Source organism: Brevundimonas nasdae (assembly GCF_019395145.1).
Taxonomy (GTDB): domain Bacteria; phylum Pseudomonadota; class Alphaproteobacteria; order Caulobacterales; family Caulobacteraceae; genus Brevundimonas; species Brevundimonas nasdae.
On sequence record NZ_CP080034.1, the window covers coordinates 2414622 to 2436898 of the forward strand.

The 22277-nt window shown below is 63.9% G+C and carries 18 protein-coding genes and 2 riboswitches; of the genes, 6 read left to right on the forward strand and 12 right to left on the reverse strand.

All coding sequences use genetic code 11. The features are described from left to right. Positions 1–21: 21 nt before the first annotated feature. Together KWG56_RS11790 and KWG56_RS11795 are read right to left on the reverse strand one after the other, a co-directional pair. Positions 22–657: an NrsF family protein gene (locus tag KWG56_RS11790; RefSeq protein WP_219354898.1), complete on the reverse strand. Its 636-nt coding sequence runs from the start codon at positions 655–657 to the stop codon at positions 22–24. After that, entirely contained in the window at positions 647–1189 is a 543-nt protein-coding gene (locus KWG56_RS11795) for a sigma-70 family RNA polymerase sigma factor (RefSeq protein ID WP_219354899.1), read from the reverse strand. Before KWG56_RS11795 ends, KWG56_RS11790 begins: the two co-directional genes overlap by 11 nt. A gap of 164 nt (positions 1190–1353) precedes the next feature. Between KWG56_RS11795 and KWG56_RS11800 the strand changes: the two genes are divergently transcribed. The 5 genes from KWG56_RS11800 to panE are packed head-to-tail and all read left to right on the forward strand — an operon-like array spanning position 1354 to position 4655. Beyond that, positions 1354–1647: a BufA1 family periplasmic bufferin-type metallophore gene (locus tag KWG56_RS11800; protein WP_219354900.1), complete on the forward strand. Its 294-nt coding sequence runs from the start codon at positions 1354–1356 to the stop codon at positions 1645–1647. Continuing rightward, a complete protein-coding gene (gene bufB / locus KWG56_RS11805; protein ID WP_219354901.1) occupies positions 1647–2495 on the forward strand; it encodes an MNIO family bufferin maturase in 849 nt (282 codons plus the stop codon). The genes KWG56_RS11800 and bufB overlap by 1 nt, the downstream gene beginning before the upstream one ends. Next, on the forward strand, positions 2492–3271 hold the full coding sequence (locus KWG56_RS11810; protein ID WP_219354902.1) for an HvfC/BufC N-terminal domain-containing protein: 780 nt from the start codon (positions 2492–2494) through the stop codon (positions 3269–3271). Before bufB ends, KWG56_RS11810 begins: the two co-directional genes overlap by 4 nt. Then, entirely contained in the window at positions 3268–3696 is a 429-nt protein-coding gene (locus KWG56_RS11815) for a DoxX family protein (RefSeq protein ID WP_219354903.1), read from the forward strand. The genes KWG56_RS11810 and KWG56_RS11815 overlap by 4 nt, the downstream gene beginning before the upstream one ends. Before the next feature lie 29 nt (positions 3697–3725). After that, on the forward strand, positions 3726–4655 hold the full coding sequence (panE, locus tag KWG56_RS11820) for a 2-dehydropantoate 2-reductase (protein WP_219354904.1): 930 nt from the start codon (positions 3726–3728) through the stop codon (positions 4653–4655). A gap of 31 nt (positions 4656–4686) precedes the next feature. Here the strand turns inward: panE and KWG56_RS11825 are convergent, their stop codons facing one another. The 9 genes from KWG56_RS11825 to KWG56_RS11865 form a co-directional block, all read right to left on the reverse strand. Further along, the gene (locus tag KWG56_RS11825) at positions 4687–8019 is read right to left on the reverse strand and encodes a S41 family peptidase (RefSeq protein ID WP_219354905.1); all 3333 of its coding nucleotides are present in this window, start codon (positions 8017–8019) and stop codon (positions 4687–4689) included. A gap of 13 nt (positions 8020–8032) precedes the next feature. Further along, positions 8033–9166, reverse strand: a complete 1134-nt coding sequence (locus tag KWG56_RS11830) for a M14-type cytosolic carboxypeptidase (RefSeq protein ID WP_219354906.1) — start codon at positions 9164–9166, stop codon at positions 8033–8035. Beyond that, a complete protein-coding gene (gene gcvP, locus KWG56_RS11835; RefSeq protein WP_219354907.1) occupies positions 9163–12021 on the reverse strand; it encodes an aminomethyl-transferring glycine dehydrogenase in 2859 nt (952 codons plus the stop codon). The genes KWG56_RS11830 and gcvP overlap by 4 nt, the downstream gene beginning before the upstream one ends. A 15-nt stretch (positions 12022–12036) precedes the next feature. Continuing rightward, a complete protein-coding gene (gcvH, locus tag KWG56_RS11840; RefSeq protein ID WP_219354908.1) occupies positions 12037–12405 on the reverse strand; it encodes a glycine cleavage system protein GcvH in 369 nt (122 codons plus the stop codon). A 20-nt stretch (positions 12406–12425) separates the two neighbouring features. Next, positions 12426–13571 carry a glycine cleavage system aminomethyltransferase GcvT gene (gene gcvT / locus KWG56_RS11845; RefSeq protein ID WP_219354909.1) on the reverse strand — a complete coding sequence of 382 codons (1146 nt, stop codon included), beginning with the start codon at positions 13569–13571 and terminating at the stop codon, positions 12426–12428. Further along, a complete protein-coding gene (glyA, locus tag KWG56_RS11850) occupies positions 13571–14875 on the reverse strand; it encodes a serine hydroxymethyltransferase (protein ID WP_280638380.1) in 1305 nt (434 codons plus the stop codon). The genes gcvT and glyA overlap by 1 nt, the downstream gene beginning before the upstream one ends. A 14-nt stretch (positions 14876–14889) precedes the next feature. Further along, entirely contained in the window at positions 14890–16275 is a 1386-nt protein-coding gene (locus KWG56_RS11855; protein ID WP_219354911.1) for an L-serine ammonia-lyase, read from the reverse strand. Between the two features lie 108 nt (positions 16276–16383). Further along, positions 16384–16471, reverse strand: a riboswitch (glycine riboswitch). Between the two features lie 74 nt (positions 16472–16545). After that, the gene (locus tag KWG56_RS11860; RefSeq protein ID WP_219354912.1) at positions 16546–17241 is read right to left on the reverse strand and encodes a GntR family transcriptional regulator; all 696 of its coding nucleotides are present in this window, start codon (positions 17239–17241) and stop codon (positions 16546–16548) included. A 190-nt stretch (positions 17242–17431) separates the two neighbouring features. Continuing rightward, entirely contained in the window at positions 17432–20287 is a 2856-nt protein-coding gene (locus KWG56_RS11865) for a TonB-dependent receptor plug domain-containing protein (protein ID WP_219354913.1), read from the reverse strand. A gap of 274 nt (positions 20288–20561) precedes the next feature. Then, a riboswitch (glycine riboswitch) is annotated at positions 20562–20648 on the reverse strand. 318 nt (positions 20649–20966) lie between these two features. Between KWG56_RS11865 and KWG56_RS11870 the strand changes: the two genes are divergently transcribed. Next, entirely contained in the window at positions 20967–21569 is a 603-nt protein-coding gene (locus KWG56_RS11870; RefSeq protein ID WP_280638381.1) for a GntR family transcriptional regulator, read from the forward strand. On the opposite strand, the gene KWG56_RS11875 is transcribed toward KWG56_RS11870, so the two are convergent. Further along, a complete protein-coding gene (locus KWG56_RS11875) occupies positions 21566–22186 on the reverse strand; it encodes a GntR family transcriptional regulator (protein ID WP_219354915.1) in 621 nt (206 codons plus the stop codon). The two genes, KWG56_RS11870 and KWG56_RS11875, sit on opposite strands and share 4 nt — an antisense overlap. Between the last annotated feature and the right edge of the window lie 91 nt (positions 22187–22277).

Below are 22277 nucleotides of genomic sequence, written 5' to 3' on the forward strand. Positions count from 1 at the left end.
CGAGCCGAGTTGAGCAGGACTTCACCAGCGCAGCGCAACGCGCCCGATGACCGCGCCGATCAGACCTGCCGCCGCCACGCCCAGGGTGTACCAGGTCGCTACAAAGGCTGCGGTCGCCTCCGGGCAGTGGAGCAGGCCATAGACGGTCGCCGCGATGCCGCCTGTCGCAACACCCAGGGCCGATCCCGTCAACGACGGGCGCGTGGGAGCCAGACGGCGTGCAGACAGGAAAACGAACGGCGCAGCCACACCAGAGATAAGCAGGATGTTGCGTCCGCAGATCGTCCATGTGCGCCCCAGCCAGTCAGCCAGACGGTCCCCGGGCGGTGTCATGATCACCTCGATGGCTCCCCACGAGAGGGCGACAGCGACCACCGAGGCGAGCGCAAAGACTGCCGGACGCGGGTCGACACCGGGCCGCCCCAGCCGCGCGGTCAGCCAGATGGCTGTTCCTGCCAGAGCCGCGGTGTAAATGCCCTTAAGCCAGGGCGTCGGTGCCTGCATCGCGTCGCCCAGGTCCGACCGAACACCCAGCAGAAGCCATACGGCCGCCAGGGCCGCGACGCCCCCAGCCGCCAACAGGACAATGGACGGGCGGGCCGGTCGTGTCGGTTCCAGACCCACGGCCAGGGCGTCGATCAGATCATCAGTCTTCATCGGGGATCACGCTGGCGGTCAGGGTCTTCATGGAGCGGTGAACACTCACCTTGGCTGCGCCCTCAGAGAAACCGTTGCGGGCAGCGGCTTCGGCCAGGCTGTAGCCGCTGATCCGCACGTCCTCGATCAGTCGGCGTTGGCGCCGGGGCAGGATGGACAGGACCCGTTTCAGATCACGCCTGACCACGCCCTCCTCCACCGTGTGTTCGGCCAGAAGCACGGACGCCTCTTCCAGCGGGACGGTATGGCGTCGGCCCTGACGACGGAAATGATCGATCAGCTTGTAGCGCGCGATCGCATAGGCCCAGGCGGTGAAGGGCAGCGATCGGTCATAGGTCGCCCGTTTGGCGTGGATGGCGATCAGGCTGTCCTGCACGAGATCCTCCGTATCGGCCTCACATCCGATCAGACGCCGCTTGAAGAACGGGGTCAGCAAGCCGCGCATTTCGGTCAACAGCGCGCGCCACGCCACGGCGTCTCCATCGAGACCCCGTAACATCAGACGCTTGAGCTCGGTTTCCTTGTCGACCACGCATCAACTCGTTCGTCGCGAACGGCTGAAAGGTTACACGGCGCGCGGCCCGCCGCGACGAATTCTTTTCTGGTGGTTCGCGTAACCTTTGTTGCGGGTGGTCCGAACCCCCTCCTGTCAGGCCGCTCCGTCCCGGACCGGCCCCCTTTGCAGGAGACGACCCCATGAACACCTCCACCCGGATTCTGGCCGGTGCCAGCGCACTGCTTGTCCTCAGCGCCAACGTCGCCGCCGCCCAGAACCGCCCGACCGCCCAGCAGGAACAGGGCATGGAAAAATGCTTCGGCATCGCTAAGGCTGGTCAGAATGATTGCGCCGCCGGGCCCGGCACGACCTGCGCCGGCACATCGGTGCGCGACTATCAGGGCAATGCCTGGAAGCTGGCGCCCAAGGGCACCTGCACCGCGATCCAGACGCCCAAGGGCAATGGTTCGCTGACCGCGATCCCGAACCGCTGATGTCCGCCCGCCCGACCGCCGGGGTAGGCCTGAAGCCCCAACACTATGCCGAGGCCGAAGCCTGTCCGGCGGTCGGCGCACAACAGGGCCTGTGGTTCGAGGTTCATCCGGAAAACTACATGGTCGAAGGCGGACCGCGCATGAGTTGGCTGGAGCGGATACGCAGTCGCCGCCCCTTGTCGCTGCATGGCGTGGGCCTGTCGCTGGCCGGAGATGAGCGGCCCGACCGCTCGCATCTGGCCCGGTTCCGCGCCCTTATCGACCGGTATGAGCCCTTCATCGTGTCCGAGCATCTGGCCTGGTCGCGGCGCGGGAACATCTATCATCCCGACCTGCTGCCGGTGCCGCGCAGCCGCGAGGTTCTGGCGCTGGTGTGCGATCATATCGACGAGGCCCAGATCGCCCTGGGACGCCCGCTGTTGATCGAAAACCCCAGCGCCTATCTGCCGTTGGCCGGTCATGAATGGGACGAGGTCGAGTTTCTGGTCGAGATCGCCCGCCGCACCGGCTGCGGCCTGCTGGTCGACGTCAACAATGTCCACGTCAGCGCCGCTAACATGGGATTTTCGGCTGAGAACTGGATCGACCGCATCCCGGCTGATCTGGTCGGAGAGATCCATCTGGCGGGGCACCGGCCCGACGCCGCCCTGGGCGAGGCCCTGCTGATCGACAGTCATGACGCCCCGGTCGCAGACACGGTCTGGCGACTGCATGAGCGCCTGGTCGCCCGTATCGGTGCTCGCCCGACCCTGATCGAGCGTGACGGCGACGTGCCCGAGTTTTCCGAACTGCTGACGGAACAGGCCCGCGCCGCAGATGTGCTGAGCGGCTTGGAGATGGCCGCATGACCGCCTTCCACGCCGCCTTCGCCCAGGCTTTGGAGGGACAGTCTGAGCCGCTGTGGCCCCACCTGACGACGAACGGGGCCGGGCCGAGTGCGCATACGCAGGCCGCCCTGGCCGTCTATCGCAACACCGCGATCAAGGCACGGATCGACGCCCTGGAGGCCAACTATCCGACCGTGGCCCAAATGGTCGGAAGCGAGTGGTTCCGCGCCGCCGCGCGTGAGTTCGTGGAGGCAGAGCCGGGCGATGATCCGGTGCTGGCCGCCTATGGCGAAGGCTTTCCTGAATGGCTGGCGCGTTTCGAACCCGCGCGGGTCATGCCCTATCTGGCCCCAACCGCGCGTCTGGACCGCGCCTGGACCGAGGCGCATCTGGCCCCGAATGCTACCCCACTGAACCCCGGCCAAGCGGCAGATGCGGGGTTGGCCCTGGCCGGGATTCCAGCCCGTCTGCACGCGTCAGCGCGGCTGTTCTGGTTCGACTGGACCGTGCCATCACTATGGCTGGCGCATCGAGACCCGCAGGCCGAGACAGATCTGTCCTGGAGGGCCGAGGCCCAGGGTCTGCTGATCCACCGACCCGATGCTGAAGTGCATGCGCGACGCCTGACCCGCGCCGAATGGGCCTTTCTGGATGCCGGCCGAAAAGGATTGTCCTTCGGCGCTGCCGCCCTGACCGCCCAATCGACCCAACCGCATCTGGATGCCTCTGGCCTGTTCGCAGACCTGATCGGCCTGGGCGTCTTCGATTCCGCCATCATCAAGATTGCACGCCCATGAACCCTGTCGCCCGCATTCACCAGCGCATCACTGCCGCCGTGCCCGAATGGTCGCTGGCCCTGTTGTTGCGCGTCGGGATCGCCGCGCCCTTCTTCCTGTCCGGCCGCACCAAGGTGGAAGGCTTTCTGACCCTGTCGCCCTCGACCCATTATCTGTTTGCCGAGGAATATCATGTGCCGCTGCTGTCGCCCGACGCAGCCGCCTATGTGACGACCTATGCCGAACACCTGCTTCCGATCCTGCTGGTGCTGGGGTTGATGACACGCCCGGCCGCACTTGGACTGCTGATCATGACCATCGTGATCGAGGTGTTCGTGATCCCGACCGGTTGGCCTACCCATCTTCTCTGGGCCGGACCGCTTGCCTATCTGATCGCACGTGGCCCCGGTGCCGTCAGCCTGGACCGTCTTGTGAAAATCGACTGAGCCGCGCCCAGGCCGGAGAGGAAATCAGCATGAAACTTCTGGTGGTTGGCGCAGGCTCAACAGGCGGATATTTCGGCGGACGTCTGCAGCAGGCGGGGCGGGACGTGACCTTTCTGGTCCGACCTCGACGTGCAGAACAGCTTCGCGCCACCGGCCTGCAGATCCGCAGCCCGCATGGCGACGTGGATCTGGTGCCCGACCTGGTTCAGGCCGACGGGCTGGATCAGACCTATGACGCCATCTTCCTGACGGTGAAGGCCTATGCCCTGGACGCCGCCCTGGCCGATATCGCGCCTGCGGTCAGGCCAGAGACGATGATCCTGCCGATCCTGAACGGCATGGCCCACATCGACCGCCTGACCGAGCGGTTCGGGACGCAGGCTGTCATCGGCGGGCTGTGCAAATGTTCGACCACCCTGGGCGAGGCGGGCGAGATCCTGCAACTCAACCCGATGCAGGACCTGACCTATGGCGAACTGGACGGGTCGCAGTCAGACCGGATCCAGCGCCTGGATGGCTTCATGAAGGGGGCAGGCTTCAATGCGCGCCTGTCGGCCGACATCGCGCTGGAGATGTGGGAGAAGTGGTTCTTCCTGTCCTCGCTGGCTGGCTCGACCTGTCTGTTGCGCGGCGATACAGGCCAGATCAATGCCGCCCCATCAGGCACGGATGCGGTCCATGCCATCATCGACGAAGCGGCCGCCATCATATCCGCCGTCGGCATCGCGCCACGCCCCGACTATGTCGCCGGCACGCGGGCGCAACTGACCAACACAGAGGCCCCGCTGTCGTCCTCCATGTTCCGTGACATGCAGGCAGGGCTGGCGGTCGAGGCGGACGCGATCATCGGTGATCTGGTCCATCGCGCAAAGGCCGCCAGCCTGCCCGCCCCCTTGATGACGGCCGCCTTCGTGAACCTGGCCCTCTATGATGCGGCGCGCCAGGAGCGGCTGATCTGATTGCGCCCTTCCCCGAGAGGTCTGCGCCGCTTCAGGGCTTTACGGGGTAGGGCTGAGGGCCGCCGAGATCGCCGGGTCGGCCGCTCAGGCGGCTGAGGATATTGTCAACCGCCGCCGTGATCTGGGCGTCTGGCAGTCCCTTCAGCGCAGGCTGATCCAGATCGACGTCGATATCGGGCGTGACGCCCTCGCCTTCGATGATCCATTCGCCATTGGGACCGGTCAGGGCGAACTGCGGCACAGTGATCAGTCCGCCGTCCAGCATCGGGCCGGTGTCGCCCGCCCCGATCACGCCACCCCACGTGCGACGACCGATCAGCGGGCCGCGCCGGGTCTGCTGAAACGTCCAGGCCATGGTGTCGCCGTCGGACATGGTCGTCTCATCGACCAGCATGGCCATTTCACCGGTGAAGACCTGTGTATAGCCGCCCCACGGATAGGTTTGCGGTATCTGCAGACCCCGCACAAAGCCGCGAGTGTAGGCAGGTCTCACCAACCGTTCCAAAATCATCCGTGAAACGCGACCGCCCGCATTGCCCCGGATGTCGATGATCATGCCATCCTTGCGTATCTGCCCATACCAGTCCTTGACGAACTCCTTGAGGCCGCCTCCATCCATGTCGGAGATGTGGACATAGCCGATGCGGCCGTTCGAGAGCCGATCAACCAGCCTGCGCGCCTCAAGCGTTTCGTTGAAACGGATCAGGGGCGCCTCCGTATCCAGCGTCTCAACCTGGACACGTCGCGCCGCCGAACCATCGCGCCGCACGCCCAACTCCACCACCCTTCCAGCCTTTCCGGCCAGAGCCAGATAAGGCGATGTGTCGGCGTCAAGAACGCGCCCATCCACAGACAACAGGGCATCGCCCGACCTAACCCCGACGCCGACCTCAGTCAGAGGCGAACGATATAGGGGATCGCCATTATCGCCTTCCAGTATGCGCGCGATCCTCCAGACGTTGGCCGATCGATCAAAGGTGAAACGGGCGCCGATGAGGCCGGTCTTTGGGCGATCCGGCAGGCTTTCCTGTCCGCCGCCGACATAGGCGTGGCTGATGTTCAACTCACCGATCATTTCACCGATCAGATAGTTCAGGTCGGCGCGTGTCCCGACGGCCGGCAGAAGCCGTTCGTAATGATCTCGGACCGCCTTCCAATCATGGCCGTGCATCTGGGGATCGTAGAAGAAGTCGCGATACCGTCGCCAAGCTTCAGAAAAGATGGTGGCCCACTCCTGGCGCGGAACGACCAGGGAGGTCAGAGCATCCAGCACGACCGGTTGTGCTTCACCAGCAATCTTGAGGTCGCCATCCAGATGAGCAAGCGCGCGTTTTCCAGCCTTGTCACGCAGCAGCACGCGCCCGTCGCCTATGGCCCGATCATAGTCCGCTACATCCTCGCGGATGCGGCTGGCCTGGCCGTTTTTCAGGCTGAAAATGTAAAGGTCGCCGGTGACGTCGTTCTCACCGAAAAATCGAGGCTGCTCGATACGATAGAGCAACCCGTCGGACGTCGCCGTCAGGTCCGCGTAGTTGTCGGGCTTCAGCGGCGCACGGATCAGCCGCTGCGCCAGCCCCGCGAACTGGATCGGCCGCATTCGACCATCACGAAGGTTTGTGCGTCTATCGGCGTCAGCGGCGCCGGACGCTGCATTTCGACCGCCGTTTTCTGCACCGAACGGGTTAGCTGTGTCGTCCTGCAGTGTGAGCAGATAAAGGCGTGTCTGACGTGAAGGGGCGAAGTTCCAGTCAGTTTCGCTCATCTGCAGGTTCACGTCGCGAACCGACTGGAACCACAGATAGCGCCCATCCGGCGACCACGTCGGATTCCATGAATCGTACAGCGGATCCGTGACGGCTGCGGCCTCCGCGCCCGTCGATCCATCCCAGATCCTGATGGTGCGAAAATTGGTCGGCTGCATCTCAACGAACGCCAGATAGCGGCTGTCGGGCGACCAGGAGTAGTCCTGCTGATACCAGGCCTTGGTCGCGCCGGCCTTGCGTCGCGCTCCCGTCGCGACATCGACGACGAAGAGATCACCGTCCTTGTCCAGATAGGCAATTCGACGTCCGTCCGGCGACCAGAGCGGACGAGAGTAGCGGGATGTATTCCCACGCGTGATCTGCTTGGCGGAGCCGCCATCCGCGTTGATGGTCCACAGTTCTTCCTCGCCGCCTGCATCGGACAGATAGGCGATTGTGCGGCCATCTGGCGACCAGGCCGCCTCACGATCGTGGGCGGTCGAACTGTTGGTCAGATTGACCACTGCGCCCTCCCGGCCTGCAGGGACCACGAACAGGTCGCCACGAGCGATGACGGCCAGCCGCTCCCCATCCGGTGACAGCGCGACCTTCTCGATCTGGTCGCCGACCTTGACCGTTCTGGGGCGCGCCGCTTCGTCTGAAGCAGGCAACTCAATCTCCAGCACCCGCGTCTGACCAGTCGCCGCCTCATAGACCTGGAGCGAACCTTCATACTGGAAGACCACGTCGCCCCCGGCGTCAGCGCTGGCGAATGCGGCGTCGCCTTGCGTGAAATGGGTCAACTGTCTGGGCGCTGAACTCGGCTCATCCTGATGATACAGATTGAGGCGCCCGTCCCGATCGGACAGGAAATATATCCCGCGCGTCGTCCACATCGGATCGCGATCCGTGCGGGGATCCCGAGTGATATTGGTCAAGGTCTTGGAGCCGAGATCAGCGACAAACAGGTCCTGCGCCAGCCCGCCCTGATACCGCTTCCACGTCCGGAAATCCTGCGACGTGGTCGAGAACAGCACCTTGCCGCCATCCGGCGAAAAGACCCCGGCCCCCGCCCGCGCCATCGGCAGGGCGGCGACATCGCCGCCAGCGGCAGGCACGGTGTAGAGGCGCGACTGCGACGGCGCAGAGACGTCCCGCAACGACCTGAACACGACCGCCGATCCATCCGGCGTCCAGCCCGTGACCTGATTGTCGTAACCGTATCGCGCCGGCAGCGGACCGCGCGCCGGATAGAAGGTCAGTTGTCTGGGGACACCCCCTTCTGAGGGAATGACATAAACCTGTTCGTCTCCACCGTACTGGCCTGTGAAGGCGATCCAACGCCCGTCCGACGAGTATTTGGGAAACAGCTTCAGCCCCGGTCCGCTGGTCAACTGACGCGCCAACCCGCCGTCGATTGATGCGCTCCACAGTTCGCCGCCATAAGAGAACGCCACCTCGCGCCCATGAATGTCGGGAAAGCGCATCAGCCTGGCTTCCGCCGCCTCAGCCGGCACGCACAGCGCCGAGACGACGGCGATGACCGACAGGAGCATTAGCCCGCGGCGGGGGCGAACTGGCACGGGCGCCTGCGCGGTTTTCATCAGGTGACGGACAGACATAGTTCGATCCATGCTAGGGGTCGTGGTTCATCCAGGCCGCCAGACTGTCGATGCAGTCTCGGCCTAACTGGATGCAGGCCTGTGGCGACCAGTCGGCGACGAAGTCGGGTGCCTCGAGCGACCGGCTGAACGGCATTTCCAGGGTCATGCCGACGGCGCCGAAACGGGCAGAGACGGCACGGGCGCACATGCCCACAGCCCCATCGCCGGCATAATCCTCGGGATAGCCGACAGCGGTCTGGAACGCCGAGTTTCGAGCTTGGAGCAGTCTCTCGAACCGTTTGGCGCCGTCCGCCTGCCTCTGCGCGGTTTCGGGGTATGGCGAAGCGGGCCGGCTGTCTATGAAGACGTGCGGCACGCATTCGTCACCGTGCACATCCAGCACCAGATCCGCGCCCCACCGCCCCATTTCGTCCAGAAGCCCGGCGACCTCGGGGGCCTCTAGCCGGTGCGGATCATTCCACTCGCGGTTCAGATCGCGCCCTGCAGCGTTGGCGCGGAGATTGCCGAGAACCACGCCGTCCGGATTGACCAGGGGCACGACGCTGATGCTGGCGCGCTCAAACAGGTCAGCCCTCTGTGTCGTCATTTCGCTCAACCGTGCGACCGCGCCCTCCATCCACCAACTGGCCATGGGCTCGCCAGGGTGTTGGCGCCCCAGCAGCCACATGCGGAAGTCGCCCTGTCCGAACACCAGCCGCTCAATCGCCCGGCCGGTCGGCGTCAGGGCCAGTTGATGCCGTCCACCACGGGCTGCGCCGTGATCCAGCAGGCGCGCATGCGCATCCAGACCATAGGGGGCGAAATAGGCGACCTCGACCGCTGCTCCCGTCAGCTGGTGATGAATGGACAGGACGCCCGCAACATAGCGGGTCTCGGCGCGGACCCAGTGGCGCCCGTCTTCGGAAACGCACGCGCGATACGACGCCCATCCATCCGGATAGGTGCATTCCGCAGCGTTGACGATCTGAAGCTCGCATAGAGCGCCTGGGTCGCCCCTGACCACGAAATGAAACCACTGGGCCCATGGCGCACGGCTGTCGCGCCTGATCTTCAGCCGTGCGCGCGTGCCCGCCACGTCTTCGACGACGATATTGCCGCCGTCGAAGTCCGCGTCGATCGCATGTATCCGAAGCCTGTCCTTCATTCAGCCGCCTGTGCGTAGCTTTCCAGCGGCGGACAGGAACACACCAGATTGCGGTCGCCGAACACATTGTCGATCCGGTTGACCGGCGGCCAATATTTGGAGCCTGTCTGCGCCCCAAAGCCAAGCCAGCCCTGGGCACGCGGATAGGCGCGATTCCACACATCGGCGGCGACATCATCCGCAGTATGGGGCGCATGACGAAGCGGGCTGTCTTCAATGACCAGCCGCCCCTGTTCGACATCGGCGATCTCGCGCCGAATGGCGATCATGGCGTCGCAGAAGCGATCCAGTTCGGCTTGGCCTTCGGATTCCGTCGGCTCGATCATCAGGGTGCCCGCGACCGGGAAGCTCATGGTCGGCGCATGGAAGCCATGATCGATCAGACGCTTGGCCACATCATCGACCGTCACCCCGGTCGCATCCTTGAACGGACGCAGATCAAGAATGCACTCGTGGGCGACGCGCCCCTGATCACCCCGGTACAGGATCGGGAAATGAGGCGCGAGCCTTTCGGCGATGTAGTTGGCGTTGAGGATCGCCACCTCGGTCGCCCGCTTCAGCCCCTCATCCCCCATCAACAGGATGTAGGCGTAGGAGATCGGCAGGATTGACGCCGACCCATAGGGCGCGGCCGAAACAGCGCCGATCTCGCCTGTCTGGGGCGCGCTGGGGAGGAAGGGCGCGAGATGGGCGCGAACCCCGATCGGCCCCATGCCCGGACCGCCGCCACCATGCGGGATGCAGAAGGTCTTGTGCAGATTGAAGTGGCTGACGTCCGCCCCATAGGCGCCTGGACGGCACAGGCCGACCTGGGCATTCAGATTGGCGCCGTCCAGATAAACCTGCCCCCCCGCCGCATGGGTCAGGTCGCAGATCTCGCGAATGCTCTCTTCGAACACGCCATGGGTGGACGGATAGGTGATCATGATCGCGGCCAGCCGGTCACCGACCTGTTCGATCTTGGCGCGCAGGTCCGTGATGTCGACATTGCCCGTCGCATCGCAGGCGACCACGACGACGGACATGCCCGCCAACTGAGCCGAAGCGGGATTGGTGCCGTGGGCAGAAGCCGGGATCAGACACACCTCCCGCTGGATGTCGCCACGGCTGCGGTGATAGGCGCGAATGGCCAGAAGGCCGGCATATTCGCCCTGCGCGCCGGAGTTCGGCTGCAAAGACACGGCGTCATAGCCGCTGATCGCACACAGACGGGTCTCAAGATCATCGAACAGCAACTGATAACCAGCCAGTTGATCTTCGGGCGCGAAGGGGTGGATTTCACCGAACTCGGGCCAGGTGACCGGGATCATCTCGACCGTAGCGTTCAGTTTCATCGTGCACGACCCCAGCGGGATCATCGTCCGATCCAGCGCCAGATCCCTGTCCGCCAGACGCCGCAGATAACGCAGCATCTCGGTTTCAGAACGATAGCGGTGGAAGACCGGATGTTCGAGGAACGGGCCGCTTCTGACCTGATCGGCCGGAATGCCTGCCAGCGCCTGACGGGAGTCTGCAGTCGCGCTCGATGTGGCCGCCGGCGCAAAGATCGCCAGCACCAATCGCACCGTCTCGTCCGAAGACGTCTCATCCAGCGACACCCCCAAGGTGTTCTCGTCAATACGCCGCAGATTGACGCCCGCCGCACGGGCGCGCTCATGGATCGCAGAGGTCTGGCCTCCCGTCTGGATGGTCAGGGTGTCAAAGAAGGCGCTGTTGATGCGTTCAAAACCCTGATCGGCCAACGCCTGCGCAAGACGGGCCGTCAGGTCATGGATGCGCTGAGCGATGGCGCGCAACCCATCCGGCCCATGATAGACCGCATACATGGAGGCGATGATCGCCAGCAGCACCTGGGCGGTGCAGATGTTGGAGGTCGCCTTCTCGCGGCGGATATGCTGTTCGCGCGTCTGGAGCGCCAGACGGTAGGCAGGCCGCCCCCGACTGTCCTGCGACACGCCGACCAGTCGTCCGGGGATCGAGCGCTTCAGTGTGTCACGCACAGCCATATAGCCCGCATGAGGGCCGCCGCATCCCATCGGCACGCCATAGCGTTGCATGGAACCGACGACGATATCCGCGCCCAAAGAACCGGGACTTGCCAGCAGCGTCAGCGCCAAGGGGTCCGCAGCGACCGCCGCAATAGCGCCTGCCTCGTGTAACTGAGCGATGACAGGCTTGATGTCGCGCACCTGTCCTGACGCGCCCGGATACTGCAGCAACGCACCGAAAACGTCAGCGGCTGCCAGATCCTTCTCGGGATCGCCGATGACCAACCGCCAGCCCAGCGCCTCAGCACGGGTTTTGACGACAGAGATCGTCTGGGGGAAGCAGTCGGCGTCGACAAAGAAGCTGTCCGCCTTCGAAGACGCCGAACGCTGCGCCAGGGCCATCGCCTCGGCTGCCGCCGTGGCTTCATCCAGCAACGAGGCGTTCGCCACGTCCAATCCGGTCAGTTCGCACACCAGTGTCTGGAAGTTCAGCAGGGCCTCAAGCCGTCCCTGGCTGATCTCTGGCTGATAGGGCGTGTAGGCCGTGTACCAGGCCGGGCTCTCCATCAGATTACGCAGGATCACCAGCGGCATTTTCGTGCCGTAGTACCCTTGGCCGATCAGCGAGGTGAACCGCTTGTTGCGCCGGGCGATCTCACGCAGGCGTTCCAGACAGGTCGTCTCATCCAACCCCGGGCCGAACCCCAGGCTGGAGCGGTCGCGAATACTGGCTGGGACTGTCTGCTCGATCAGGCCGTCCAGATCCGGCACGCCCAGAAGTTTCAGCATCTCAGCCGTTTCGGCCTCATCAGGACCGATGTGACGGTGAACGAAGGCGCCGAGAGTGGCGTTGCTGGAATTGCTCATCAGAATACTCCGCGACTAGGCGCCGGCGACCAGCGCGTCATAGGCTGCGCGGTCCAGAAGTTCCGACAGGCTTGCCGGGTCATCCAGCCGGATCTTGACCAGCCAGCCTGCCCCCTCCGGGTCGGCACTGACCACCGCCGGGTCATCAGACAGGGCGGTGTTGACCTCCACGACCTGCCCCGCGACAGGGGCGTAGATGTCGGAGGCGGCCTTGACCGATTCCACCACCGCCACCGCGTCGCCCGCCGACACCTGTTTTCCGTCGGCGTGCAAGTCGATGAAGACCAGATCGCCCAGCGCTTCTGCGGCGTGCTGCGTAATCCCGACGACGGCGAGATCGCCCTCGTGTCTCACCCATTCGTGGTCCTGCGTATAATAGGTCATGAAGCCCTCCCTCTGGCTGGTTATCGTTTGTAGGTTTTCTGGATGAATGGCGTTTCGCTGACCGTCACCGGCAGACGCATTCCGCGAACCTCGGCATAGAGAACTGAACCGACTGCAGCATGAGCGATCGGGACGTAGGCCATCGAAACCGCTCCGCCGACGCTGGGACCGAACCCGCCCGAGGTGACCTGCCCCAATGGAGTCGCTGCAGATATGGAATCGTACAGCAGTGTTCCGCTACGCACCGGCGTACGTTCCGGCGGGCGCAGGCCGACCCGGCGCCGCGACGCGCCTTGTGTTAATTGAGCCTCGATGACGTCCGCGCCCGGATAGCCTCCTGCCCTGACGCCGCCCGGACGACGCGACTTCTGAATCGACCATTCCAGCGCCGCCTCGACCGGCGTGGTGTCCGTCGTCAGGTCGGAGCCATAGAGGCACAAGCCGGCCTCAAGCCGCAGACTGTCACGCGCGGCCAGGCCGATCGGTTTCACGCCCTCGATGGCGAGCAAGGCCTGGGCCACATGAACAGCGGCCTCGCCGGGCATTCCGATCTCGAACCCATCTTCTCCGGTGTATCCAGAACGAGAAACCGTACAGCGCACGCCGGCCACATCCAGCTCACGGATTCCCATAAAGGCGAGATCCGCGAAGCCGTCGCCCAGTTGCGACAGTGCGGCCTCCGCCAGCGGCCCCTGCAACGCCAGAAGCGCCCGATCCGGGTGCTCGACGATTTCGACCTCCTCGCTCAGAGACCGCCGCAAATGCTCAATGTCATCCGCCTTGCAGGCAGCGTTGACGACCAGATAGAGGCGGTCGCCCAGGTTGGCGATCATCAGGTCATCCAGAATGCCGCCCGCTGCGTTGGTGAAGACGCCGTACCTCTGGCGACTGGGTGACAAGCTTACGATATCAGCCGGGACAAGCCGCTCCAGCGCTTGGGCGACATCGGTGAGATCGCCACTACGCGGACGAAGCTCCACCTGCCCCATGTGTGAGACGTCGAACAGACCGGCGGCTTCGCGTGTGTGCAGGTGTTCCTTCAACACCCCCGCCGCATACTGGACCGGCAAGTCATAGCCCGCGAACTGGACCATCTTGCCGCCATTGGCCAGATGCAGGTCATAGAGCGGCGTGCGCCGCCCGGGCTCCCCCCTTTCGCCGTCCATCACAGAAGCTCCGGGATGACGCCATCGGATCCAGCCTGCAACCCATAGACCGGGAAGGCCGCCGTCAGCGCCAGAACCGCTTGCCGCGCCTTGGCCTCTGCCTGCGAGTTGTCCTCCCGATTGTCGACCAGCGCGTCCAGTACGTCGGCGATCAGATGACCGACCTGGGTGAACTCAGCCTCCTTGAATCCTCGCGTGGTTCCCGCAGGGGACCCCAAACGGATGCCGCTGGTCTGCGCAGGCGGACGCGGGTCGAACGGAATGCCGTTCTTGTTGCAGGTGAGGTGGGCGTGCTCGAGGCTGACTTCCGCCTCACGTCCGCTGATGTCGCGTGAGCGCAGATCAACCAGCACCAGATGGGTGTCTGTGCCGCCGGTGACCAAATCAAAGCCCCGCTCGATCAGAGCTGCACCCAGAGCCCGTGCGTTCAACACCACCTGTTGCGCGTAGTCCTTGAAGGAGGGGTCCAGCGCCTCGCCGAACGCGACAGCCTTGCCTGCGATCACATGCATCAGAGGCCCGCCCTGCAGTCCGGGGAACACCGCCGAGTTGATCTTCTTGGCCAGCACCTCGTCATTCGTCAGGATCAGACCGCCGCGCGGCCCACGCAGCGTCTTGTGAGTCGTGCTGGTCACGATGTGGGCATGCGGCACCGGGCTGGGATGCAGGCCGCCCGCCACCAGACCCGCGATGTGAGCCATATCCACCAGCAGATAGGCCTCCACGCTGTCGGCGATCTGGCGGAACCGCGCGAAATCGATCTGACGCGGGATCGCCGACCCCCCTGCGATGATCAGCTTGGGGCGGTGCTGTTCGGCGAGGGACTGGACCTGATCATAGTCGATCAGACCATCACTCTCACGTACGCCGTACTGGACCGGCGTGAACCATTTCCCGGATAGAGTCGGCTTGGCGCCGTGCGTCAGATGCCCCCCCGCGTCGAGAGACATGCCCAGGATGACATCGCCAGGCTTGAGCAGCGCCATCAGCACCGCCCCGTTCGCCTGCGCGCCGGAATGCGACTGCACATTGGCGTAGGCGCTGCCGAACAGTTCGCAAGCCCGCTCAATGGCGACACGCTCGACGATGTCGACATATTCGCACCCGCCATAGTAGCGTTTTCCGGGATACCCCTCTGCGTATTTGTTCGTGAGAACACTGCCCTGAGCGGCGATCACCGCAGGCGACGTGATGTTCTCGCTTGCGATCAGCTCGATCTGGCTGTTCTGGCGAACGGCCTCCTGATTGATCGCGTCATAGATGACCGAATCCGCCTTCAGGTTGCGCGCGAAAAAGTCTGACATTCTGGTGCTCCTCCTCAGCATTCGACGACGTTGACTGCGAGACCGCCAAGGCTGGTCTCCTTGTATTTTGACCGCATATCCTCGCCCGTCTGGCGCATGGTCTCGATCACGGCGTCCAGAGAAACGACGTGCTTTCCATCGCCCTGCAGGGCGAGATAGGCGGCGTTGATCGCCTTCACGGCGCCCATGGTGTTGCGTTCGATGCAGGGGATCTGAACCAAGCCCCCAATGGGATCACAGGTCAGGCCCAGATTGTGCTCCATGCCGATCTCGGCGGCGTTTTCGACCTGCTCGTTCGTGCCGCCCAGTGCGGCCACCAGACCCGCTGCGGCCATCGAACAGGCGACGCCGACTTCGCCCTGACACCCCATTTCGGCGGCGGAGATCGAGGCTCTGGTCTTGTAGAGAAAGCCGATTGCGGCGGCCGTGACCAGGAAGGTCCGGCTGCCCTCAAGCGTCGATCCCGGAACGAAGGCTTCGTAGTATTTCATCACCGCAGGCAGAACGCCCGCTGCACCATTGGTCGGCGCCGTGACCACACGCCCCCCGGCGGCGTTCTCTTCGTTCACGCTCAGCGCATAAAGACTGACCCACTCGAAGACATGTGACGGGTCCGTGCGCGGCCCACGCGCCGTCAGGGCGTCATGCAGGCTCTTGGCCCGCCTGCGGACGTTCAGTCCGCCGGGAAGGATGCCTTCCTGGCGATAGCCGCGCTCGATGCAGGCCAGCATGGCCAGCCGGACGGCGTCAATGAAGGCGGCGGTTTCCTCGCGCGAACGCCAGGCTTCTTCATTGCCCCAGACGATGTCAGCGATTGAAAGCCCTGTCTCGGCGCCGATTGACAGCAGATCCGCGCCAGAGGTGAACGGACGGGCGACCTGAACATTCTGACGCGGCGGCGCATGGCCGCCCTCTTCCCTCACCGCCCCCCCGCCAATGGAATAATAGGTTCGTTCGATCCGGCGGCCGTCAGCATAGTCCGCCGACAGACGCATGGCGTTGGGATGGCCGGGCAGGAACTCTCCGAAATGGAAGACAAGCTGCTGATCCTCGTCGAACGGAACAGCGACCTGTCCGCCCAGTTGCAGCGCTTTCGTCCGACGGATTTCTTCAATCAACGTCGGCACAGCGTCGGGATCAACCCCTTCCGGCCTCAAGCCACACAGCCCCAGCAGGACCGCGACATCGGTAGCATGTCCGCGCCCCGTCAGGGCCAGCGATCCGTAGAGCTCACAGCGAACGGCCGTCGGCCGCCCCTCCAGCAGCGCCGCTTCACCAAATGCGGCCGCAGCACGCATCGGCCCCACCGTGTGCGAACTGGAAGGCCCTACGCCGATGGTGAACAGGTCGAGCACGCTGAGCGCGGGCGCACCTGTGTCGTGATGAGAAGCAAGTGTCATAGGCGCATTTCCCCGGCCGGTTCCCCGGTCCAACTGCGCCCCTTCTGTCGGTTTGCCTGAGATCGTTATCCCGTCGGCGGACGCTCTGGGCGCCTCTTTCCAGAATTATGTCACGACCTGGTCCCTGGTGCCTGAGAGTTTCCGGGGCGGTTGCTCCTTCGGCGCCGGTTGAACCGGTCTCTCCCAAGTCGTGTTCTTTGTGATCACAAATCATGCCGCAAGCAGGGCTGTCAACACGAAAACGACAAGAGCCATAGCGACCGCTTCAGATCAGCCCGCTGCAGCACCCTGCGCCAATTGCGTCATCAGCTTGGCGCCGGAGTTTGTCAGGTCGTCGGCTATCGCCTGACGCGCAGCGACGCCGTCCCTGGCCCGCAGCGCCTCCACAGCTCTCCAGTGCGCGCCCATGCTGGCGACCATGCTTTCACGGTCCGGCATCATCAGCGGGACATAGGGGCCGATCCGCAGCCACAGATTTTCGATCAGGGCGACCAGTCGTTCCATGCGGCTTGCCCGGCAGATCGCCAGATGGAAATCCCAGTTGGTGCGGACATAGTCATCCAGAATTCCCGCCTCAGCCGCCGCCTGCATGGCGCGGCACAGGGCGTCGATCTCATCGACCTCGTCCGGCGTCACGTTGGCCGCGGCGCGCTCGGCCGCCAGCCCGTCCAGCTGCACCCGGATGTCGCGCAGTTCCTGGTATTCGTCGCGCGTCAGTGCGGGGATCTCCAGCGTGCGCTTGCTGCCCCTCGCGACCAGCGCGCCTTCCGCCTCCAACCGTTGCAGAGCCGCGCGCACAGGCATCGGGCTGGTGCCCAGCGCCTCGGCGGCGGCGCGTATGGTGATCACTGTGCCCGGCTTGAACACCCCGGCCATCAACGCCTTGCGCAGTTGCTGATAGGCCTGCGCCTGCAACGTCATCCGATCAAGCGGATCGAAGGAAGGAAGGCTTGAACTTATCGACATGACCGCTGCTCACCTCTCCGGACGAGACGGCGCTCTGCCCATCCATCATCCTGCAACGCCCTGACGGACTCATGCGCGACGATCGATATCACACTACAGTCAGATCAGTTGAGAAGGAAACTCTGTCGGAAAATTCCACCGGATCGAGACCGAAGCCCCGATCCGGAAGAAACCCACCCGGATTACGACGTCAGAAACGATAGGTAAGGGCGCCGACGATCGACGTCCCCAGGTTGTCATAGAAGGAAGCGTTGTAGATGCCCTGGTGGATGTTGAAGGCGCGGTTCGGCGGCTTCACGTCAAAGATGTTCTGCACAGTGATGCGGGCGTCGGTTTTCGCGTTGATCTGATAGGCGACAGACAGATCATTGAAGACCTTGGTTCCTGTATTGGGCCGATCGAACTGATCAGCAGGCGGCGGGTTGGAGACGCTGATCCCGCTCAAGATCGAGGTGCTGCCATGGTATCGCGCGCGCCAACTGACCGACAGATCATCCAGGCGATAGACGGCCGAGGCGATGGCGTTCCACTTCGGCGACCCCAAAGTGCCCTCAAGCCGTATTTCGGTCAGGGGATCCGCCGCATCCGTCAGCTGACGCAGACGGTCCAGATAGGTTCCCGCCAGGTTCAGCGTCAGCTCCCCCGGCAGTGTCGAGGCGTATCGGGACAGATCGAATTTGTAGTTCAGGTTGAAGTCCACTCCACGGCTGGTGAACTTGCCTATGTTCAGGGATGTCGCCTGGACATTGGTGATGCCGTGGGTGGTCGAACTGCGTGTGACCGCCGCGCAGTTGGCGTTAGCGTCGGGCGAGATGTTCAGGTCAACACAGTTGTCCACCAGCGACTGCACCGGAATGGCCCCGATGGCGTCAGTGATTTCGATGTCGAAATAGTCCACGGTCACCGTCAGGCCGGGCAGACGCGATGTCGCCAGCGTCGCACCGATGGTCCAGGTCTTGGCAGTCTCCGGCTCAAGATGAATGTTGCCGCCGATCTGGCCGTGAACGGTCGAACCATTGGTGGGCGCCGAGAAGTTTGCCGGGATGCCCAAGGCTGTGCAGTTGGCCTCGCGCGTCGCCGACTGATTCCGCAAAGTGACGTCGCAGGGATCGCTGACGAAGAAGAAGCTTTCCTGCAGTGGCGAGAACAGTTCGGAGACGTTCGGCGCCCGCACCGACTGCGACCGCATCACCCGGAACCGCAATCCCTCGACCGGAGAATAGACGCCGCCAAGATTCCACGAATACTGGGTTCCGTTGACATTGTAGTCCGACACCCGACCCGCCGCCTGGATCTGCAGGTCGTTGATCAGGACATGGTCCCTGATCAGGGGCGCCCTCAGTTCGGCGAAGGCCTCCTTCACGCGGATGGAGCCGCTGACCGGGCTTTCCTGCGGATAGAAGGTCAGCCCCTGCTGCTGCAGCGCGGAAGGATGCGTCTCCGCGCTCGCCTCGCGCCATTCAAATCCGATCGCCGAAGCGACCGGCCCTGCGGGCAGTTGCAGCAGGTCGCCGCTCAGGCTGCCGCCGACCGTCTTCAGCCGGGTGCTGGCGGAATAGGGCTCGTCTATGCGGCTGTAAGCGATGGCGGCGTCCGTGCCCGTCGTCTGCCCGAACGGGTTATAGGGCACACACCCCTGCGCCCGCGCCTCTGCGCTGCGACAGGCCGGGGCGCCGTTCAGCAGGATGACGTCATTCTGTTGCAGCCAGCGGGTCTGGTTGCGGCCATTCACCAGCAGCGTGTTCTGGCTGTTCTCGCCATAGGCGGCGAACAGGTTGTACTTCCAACTGCCGGACAGCTTCCCGTCGATGCCTCCGGTGAACTGCTGTTGCGTCCGGTCCGCCACACTGCCGCGACGCCCGAACTGGTCATAGACGCGGTAAACCTCCGTGCCGGTCTGGCCATTGGCGGTCAGCACAGCCCGCAGATCGGTCGGCATGAAGGGATTATCCAGCGTCAACCACGGCGAGGCATAGACGAAATCATCCGCGACCGGCTGCCAGAAGGACTGGGTCTTGGTCTTGATGTAGTTGCCTTCAAAGAAGAAATGGATCTTCGGCGTGATCTGGTAGTTGAAATTGCTGGTCAGGCCATAGCGCTCCAGCGGCATGCTCAGATTGTCGTACTGCTCAAAGCTTCCGCCATCGCCGCCAACGCTGCGACCGCCTCGATCACCCAGCGCCCCGAAGTCGTAAGGCCGGATGCCCGTTCCATCCGATGTCAGCGACAGATACTGCCCTGCGACCCAGACCAGGCCCTGCTGGTTGGACCAGTTGAAGCGGATGTTGGGCGCCTGAATGAAGTTGGGTATGCCGTCGTTCGGCCCGGTATTCTCGGGGTTGCTGATCGTGTTGACGCCGCTGACGCCCCACGCGCGCTGGGTCGCCTGAACCCCGGCCACATCGTCATACAGGAAGTTGACGACGACATTGCCCTTACCCTCGTCGAAATTCTTGCCCGCAGTGAAGTTGAAGCCGCGCGATTCTCCATCCCCGCGCGACGTAATCCCCGCATTCACCGTAGCGGCAAAGCCTTCGAAATCCCGCTTCAGCAGGATGTTTACCACCCCGCTGACAGCGTCAGCGCCATACACCGCCGACGCGCCGCCCGTCACCAGTTCAACCCGCTCAACCAGCGCCGCCGGGATGGAGTTGATGTCGACCGCCGCCGTAAAAGGCTGACCCGCCACCACGCGGCGGCCGTTGACCAATACAAGCGTCCGATCCGCGCCCAGATGGCGCAGGCTGATCAGGTTAAGCCCCGCCAGGTTCGCGTTTCTCTGGCTGTTCGCGCCATTCAATCCGACACCGGTTTGCGGCAGCTCCGTCAGGATGTCGGCCAGATTCTGATGCCCTGTCGCCTCGATCTGTTCCGCACTTACGGCGGTGACCGGCACAGGCGAGTTCAGCGCCGACCCCGCCAATCGAGATCCGGTGACGACGACATCACCCACAGAAGCCGGCTCTTCATTCGTCTGGGCGACAGCGCCCGTCGCTAACAGCATTCCAAGCGTCAGACCGCTGACACCAAACATAGTCCGTCTCATACTTCCCTCCCATATTTTTTATATGAGCCGGGGCGCGGCGCGACCGCGGCTCGATCTGGCAAGCACGGCGAAGCAGAGGCAGAAAACGGGAATAACCTGAAACACGTCCCCTCCCGACGGTGTCAGTTCAGATAGGGCTCAGGGCCGAAACTATTTCGGCATGGGCTCCCCGCAAATCTCCCTCGCGCTCAACGCCCCATCTGTCTATCTGCCTGAGAGCGTTACTCCTTCGGCGAGCCTCTCGGCGGACGCCGATGACTTCTTTCCAGATTCATTCAGCGACGCGGTCCTTTTGCCTGAGAGATTCCGGGGCGGTTGCTCCTTCGGCGCCGGCTAGGCCGACCTCTCCCACGTCGCCTTGTTCGTTGTGATCACAAATCATGCATCTCGCATCCCTGTCAAGGCGCGACGGTCCTGACGGGCGCGTCGACTTCTCCCAGATCGGGTTATTTCCGGGCGACCTCAGCATCCGCCAGAGGCCGAGCGCCGAGGTCGACGACAAAGCCCAGCCTCACCTTTCTAAAGCCGCGGTAAACTTGCCAGCAGGACGCAACAATCTTGCGGAGATTGCGCAATCTCTTTGTTTTTCAAATATATACTTGAAATACGTGAAAGATATTTGCGAAGATCGGTGGCATGAGACCCGGTTTCAACGGTCACCTCTTGGAGTGAACGCGCCATGGCGGTTGCGGAGCCTCGAGATCCATATGGTGCGGCGCTCTGCGCAGTGCGCAGATTCGTCGACGCCGGGCGCTTCACTCCCGGTGAAGCGATCGTCATCACCGAACTGGCGGCGGAGGTCGGTCTGAGCCCGACCCCGGTGCGGGAAGCCCTCGCTTGCCTCGCCGGCCAGGGATTGATCGAGCGCCGAAAGGGACGAGGGTACTTCTATCCGGCGCTGAAAGCAGCGGATGTGATAGATCTTTTCGAACTGCAGCGCGCCTTTCTCCACGCAGCCCTCACCCTTTACCCTCGCGGGCTCACACCTCTGCGAAAGGCGGCTTCCTCGGTCGATCCTCTGGACGGCGTCCAGACGCTGTTCAACGGACTGGTCGCCCAGTGCGGCAACATGGCCCTCACCCTGGCGCACGAAAGGCTTAACGATCGCCTCCGGTCCGTCCTGGTGGCGGAGCACCGTCGCAATAGAGCGGGCGCCGACGCCGCGCGCACGATGATCGAGGCGACCGTCGAGGGACGAATTCCGGATCTGCTCGCGCTCATAGAAGGCTTCTACGAACGGCGTTGCGCCCGGACGCCAGCTCTGGTCGCCGAGCTCAGCTAGGCCTGTTCCGGCCCACGCTCCGCGAGCGCAGCGAGCGCGCCGGAGGCCCGTATGCGGCGATCGTGGTACAGATCGAGGAGCACCTCGAACGGCGGGTCCCCGCCGGCGACATAGGCCCGATACAACGCGTCGGCCTCTTGCCTCCGGTCGCCGAACAATCGGAGCTCGAGGCGGCGCATGATGTCGAGCTGCCCCGAAACCTTGAGAAAGGCCTCCCACAACACCTGATTCCCTGCGCTGCGAACAATCCCCGTGAACAGCTGCTGGGCCGCGTCCGTGGAAGCGATGTCGATGTCCGGTGCGGGCGCACGCAACGGCGCCAAAGCCCGACTATTCAGGTCGAGGGCGATCCTGACGAACTGGGCGTGCATCGCATAACGATCGCGCGCCGCCGTGGCGTCCAACCTGAGAGCGACATAGCCGCCGGAAGGGGCGCGCTCGACCAGACCCTCTCCGCTCAGACGCGCGAGCGCCTCCCGCACCGGGGTGGTCGACAGGCGCAGGCTCAGCGCCTCGTCCTGGACGATCACCGGCGAGCCGCCTGCAATCCGTCCGGACTGGATACGTTCCCGCAAGCTCGAAAGCGCTTGCATGAAGGGGTCGCGATTCCGCGCCATGGTGGGATCCGATCCGCACGAGAGGCACGCCCGCCTCCGATCGTTCGATCGAACCATCGTTCCCCAGAGCCGCCCCCAAGTCTGCGAAAAT